Annotated in this window: 4 pseudogenes; all 4 read right to left on the bottom strand. The window is 60.9% G+C overall.

Annotation, left to right across the window (positions count from 1 at the left end):
• Window positions 1–355: 355 nt before the first annotated feature.
• A pseudogene (locus X727_RS00120) lies at window positions 356–1,555 on the bottom strand (IS256 family transposase).
• Between the two features lie 475 nt (window positions 1,556–2,030).
• Window positions 2,031–2,867 (bottom strand): annotated as a pseudogene (locus tag X727_RS01000000165410) (transposase); the annotation flags it as partial.
• Window positions 2,868–3,470: 603 nt separating this feature from the next.
• A pseudogene (locus X727_RS1000000167580) lies at window positions 3,471–3,746 on the bottom strand (transposase); the annotation flags it as partial.
• Between the two features lie 243 nt (window positions 3,747–3,989).
• Window positions 3,990–4,448: pseudogene (locus X727_RS1000000167575) on the bottom strand (IS6 family transposase); the annotation flags it as partial.
• Between the last annotated feature and the right edge of the window lie 367 nt (window positions 4,449–4,815).

Genomic DNA, 4,815 nt, shown 5'->3' with positions numbered 1-4,815 from the left:
CTGCGCGAGCACAAGAAGCTCGCTCTGCGCCAAGCCGCATGACCAGCATCATGGCCGCCCCATTTTGCAGAACTTGACGCACACAACCTCATCGCTGAACAAGAATATCCGCGATTCATGAGTGGTCCCCCTCAGAGACCCGTGAATCACAATCCCGCCGTCAGAGGAACCCCTTTTATGGGTCCGGACCCTAAATCAAAGATGAGCAGGCTCAGACTGGATGAGGAGTGTCGCAAGCCAAAGTGGATCCGGGGAACGCTGGCGAGGTCGGTGCATTCTTCCAAGCGGATCGTGTCCCTGGAGTGGTGTAGCTGGCGGCATTAGTCGCCGTGCTCTCCGGCATGGGCCGGGCTGATCAGCGCGCCACGGCTGGCAAGCTGATCAGAGGATCATCGCTCATTTGCGACATCGTTTCCAGTGTCATGTATCTTGCGCGCTGGACGGCCCATTCATCGTTCTGTTCGAGCAGCAGGGCGCCGACGAGGCGCACGATCGCATCGTCGTTCGGGGGATTCCGACGACCTCAGTGCGCTGCTTGATCTCGCCGTTGAGACGCTCGATCGGATTCGTCGAGTGGAGCTTGGCGCGATGTTCCTTGGGGAAGGTCATGTAGGCCAGCACGTCGGGCTCGGCGTCGTCCATGATTGTCGTCAGCTTCGGCACCTTCGGCCGGATCTGGTCGGCGACGGCGCGCCATTGTACGGACGCGGCCTCGGGCGTTTCCTGGGCGAAAGCGGTGGCGATGAAGGCTGAGACGACCCTGCGGCCGCTCTTGCCGGCATGGGCCAGCACGTTCCTCATGAAGTGGACGCGGCACCTCTGCCATGTCGCGCACAGCACCTTGGTGACGGCCGCCTTGAGGCCTTCGTGAGCATCGGAGACGACGAGCTTGACGCCGCGCAGGCCGCGAAGTGTCAGCTTGCGCAGGAACTCTGTCCAGATCGGCTCGGCCTCCGAGGTGCCAATCTCCATGCCCAGTACCTCGCCCCGGCCGTCCGCGTTGACGCCGACGGCGATGATAACGGCGACCGAGACGATCCGCCTACCGCGGCGGACCTTCAGGTAAGTGGCGTCGATCCACAGGTATGGCCAATCGCCCTCGATCGGCCGCTCGAGGAAGGCCTTCACCTTCCCGTCGATCTCCTCGCACAGCCGCGAGACCTGGCTCTTGGATATGCCGCTCATACCCATGGCCTTGACCATGTCGTCAACCGACCGGGTCGAGATGCCTTGCACATAAGCTTCCTGGATGACGGCGGTTAGCGCCTTCTCGGCCATGTGGCGCGGTTCGAGGAAACCTGGGAAGTAGCTTACCTTCCTGAGCTTCGGGATGCGCAGCTCGACCGTGCCGGCCCGCGTCTCCCAGTCCCGGTCGCGGTAGCCATTGCGCTGGGCGAGCCGCAGCGGGTTCTTCTCGCCATAGCTTGCGCCGATGGCCGCGCCCACCTCCATTTCCATCAGTCGCTCGGCGGCAAAGCCGATCATCTGCCGCAGCAGATCGGCATCCGGGGTCTTCCCCCACGACCGTGCGCAGGTTCATCATGTCGTCGGTCATCGGTGGTCCTTCCGGTCAAAGGTTGGTGTCGCAACCAGACCCTACCGGAAAGCGCCGATGACCACCGCAAAGCCGCTCGCTCCCTACAGCGCCATCGAGGGCGCGCTCGCGAGCAGCTTTTGCTACCGCCGGCTACACCACTTACGGGGACACGACCTTCAAGGCGCTGCTAAAATGTACGCATCCGAGCAAGGCCACCTTGTATGCCTCGTGGGGGTTGCGCACTGGCTGTCCTTGTTGACGTCAACAAGGAAAGTGTGCCGATAGCGGTCGTGTTTGATCCCGGGTTCACATGACGATGCTGAGGTCAAGAGGTGAGTTAGGGCGGCATCGTGTTGCTCCCAATTGGCGGCGGAATCCAGAGCTGGGCCCGATTGCGTGACACGTCTCGGTCAATCGAGCCTAGTCAAACTGACATATGCAACGGGTGATCGGCGGAGCTGGTCGGGGTTGCGCAGCCGATCGTCCGTTGCGGTGAGAGGCGCTCGATCGTCGTTCTCAGCCGGCGGGTGCCGGCCTTCGAGACGCCTTGCTCGTGCTGGACCGATCCGCTCTGCCAAGGCGTCGGCGCGAGCCTGGCATAGGCGGCGACCTGCTGGCGATTATCGAAGTGCCGGAACAGCCCTTCCGCGTAGAGGATGGCGGCACACTCGGGGCCGATACCCTTGAGATCGAGCAATGTCGCTGCTGGAGTTTCGGCGACTTCGATTGCCAGCAGGGCGTCGCGTCGGCCTGCACCTCTTTGATCTGGGCTATCACCAGTTCGAGGCGGTCGAGCTCGCGACGGATCTGCCCCTTCAGATGTTCAGCAGCGGGCGGCCGTCGCCAGTCCTCAGTTCCTCACGCCGATGTCGACGGTCATGCCGCAGCGGCTCGTAGCCGGTGATTCCCTGGGCAAATAGCAAGCCCTTGATACGGTTGACATGGCAGGTCCGCTCACCAACCAGAACTTTGCAACGGCCGATGCGACGATGATCCTCCTCCTTGACGCTCGGTACCTAACCACCGCGCACACGCGCGGCTCACCTCGTTTGTAGGAGAGCAGCGCACGCACCAACGCCTCTCCATCGATCTTGTCGGTCTTGGCACGACGCCGCCCGCGCGACGTGGCAATCGAGGCGGCGTCGACGACATGGCTGTCGATCCCCTCGGCCTCCAACATTCGATGGATCCAGAAGCCGTCGAGACCCGCCTCCTGAATGCACACAAGCGCAAAGTGCCGGCCGGTGCGCGCCTGTGCCTTGTTCTGATGCTGGGCAAAGCGTGCCAGCAGTCCTGTGATATCGCCGCCGCGTACCGCATGTTTCGACATCTTCTCCCCACTGCCTGGCCATAGCGAAGTGATCAACCAGGTCGATTTACTGAGTTCCAAAGAAACGAAGATCGCGCCAAGATTGGTGCGGATAACGGCAGGGTGCCGCAGATCGATCGGCTACAACACGCATGATTGGCCTCCACAGAGTTTTGGTCAGCAAGCCCACTCTGCCAGAGCGCAGCTCGCTATCAACCCCGGTCATGGGATCTTTGATGGGGCATCCTTATTCTTACCGAATCAAAGGATGCGCTATGGGCCAGGTTCTGCATGGGAGCGCCACAACGACAGAGGCGGTCCGTCGAGCGATGCATCATAGTTATGTCTGGACGGCGCCCGCTGATCAGGGGTTTGTTTTAGCGATGGGACGGTCGCGGGTGCGGTCATGTCTCCGGCCAGTTGTTGCGGTACTGTGACCGCTGGCCCTGATGGTGTCCGCTGATCCCTTTGGCCTGATCAAGAGAACGAGCTCGAAGCTCCGACTATGCTGCAGGCTTTCGGGATATGTCCTCGTCTGTTCCCATCACGTCATTGTCACCCTCGATTCTGGACCGCAGCCTCAGCCGTTTTTTCCGTTACCCCGGTGTACCGGCATAGCGTGCGTCACCACGCGTGAGCGCGAAGGCGAATGCGGGCGAGCTTGTTGGCGGTCGCCACGGCGACAAGCTTGAACGGTTTGGTCTCCATCAGGCGATCCGCCCAGTTTCTCAACGCATCGCTGGAACGCTTGCGATGGAACAGAACGGCATGAGCGCCGACAACGAGCAGCTTGCGCAGATACCGGTTTCCCATCTTGGAAACGCGTCCCAGCCGCTCCTTTCCGCCTGATGAGCTTTGCCGGGGCGGTAGCCCGAGGAAGGCCGCGAACTCACGCGGGCCCGCGCCATTTGCCGGCCCTCATGGCGTGTGCCTGATTGTGCCGATGACATCATTTTCTCGACAATCAGCGCTCCTAACCCTGACTGTGTCCGTTAAAAGACCTATCCACTAGGGCACAAGCCATTGTAAACCATCGAAAGAGTCCACACCGCCATCGCGAACAAGCGTCATCAACGAGAAAGGTCCCTTGCGGAAGTCGACCGGCGCGCTTGCAACATAAACCGTCACGTCGAGTGCGGATTCCGACGAATGATCCATTCGGGCGTCCGGCATCACCTGTCGCCTGGCTGCTCCATAGGAGCGCAGCTTGTCTGTGATCATGCGCTTGGCGCGACGCCTTGCTTCTTCAGCAGCCGCGTCAGCAGGCGCTTGGCCGCCTTGGTGTTGCGACGGTTCTGGACGGCTCGTCTAGCCCATAGCCATCCAGGTCGACGGCGCGCCACAACCAGTGTTTCTTGCCGGCGATGGTGATACGACCTCGTCCAGGTGCCAAAAATCGTTTCGGCTGTGCTGCTTGCGGCGCAAGCGGCGAGCGTAATGCGGACTGAACTTGATGCCCCATCGGCGCATTGTCTCATTCCCGCGCTCCAACAGCATTTCCTCGGCCAGACGCAGGCTCAAGGGGAACCTGTAGTAGAGCCAGACTGCATGGGCGATGATCTGCGGCGGAAACGATGGCGGGCGTTCCTGCCATCGGCCTATGTCGCAAGTCCCTGAACGCGACTTAAGTTGATAATGCCAGTCCGTGACCTTCTGCAACGCGCTCTGCGCCTTGCAGAAGGTCGGCCGCGCGACCCACAAGGCGCTGTCGCAGCTCCGTCTGATCGCACTCCGCGTGGCGCAATTCCTCATTTGAGGCCCTTTTTTGAGGCCTTTCAGCCAGAATCGAAGGCTTTCTGGATCATTGCCACCATGGCGTGATGTTAGTTTTCGACTAGATCAAGTCGAAAAGATTGGCTTTGTGCAATCCTAACCGCTCAATATAGGACAATCGTCTATGCCTGCATTTACAAAAGAAGAGTATCGCGCACGGACTGACCGGCTCCGCCAACAGATGGCTGAGCGTGGC

Origin of the sequence: Mesorhizobium sp. L103C105A0, from assembly GCF_000502215.1 — a bacterium.
Classification (GTDB): Bacteria; Pseudomonadota; Alphaproteobacteria; order Rhizobiales; family Rhizobiaceae; genus Mesorhizobium.
The sequence above is the reverse complement of the archived record's forward strand: the minus strand, read 5'-3'. Positions and strand labels throughout refer to the sequence as shown.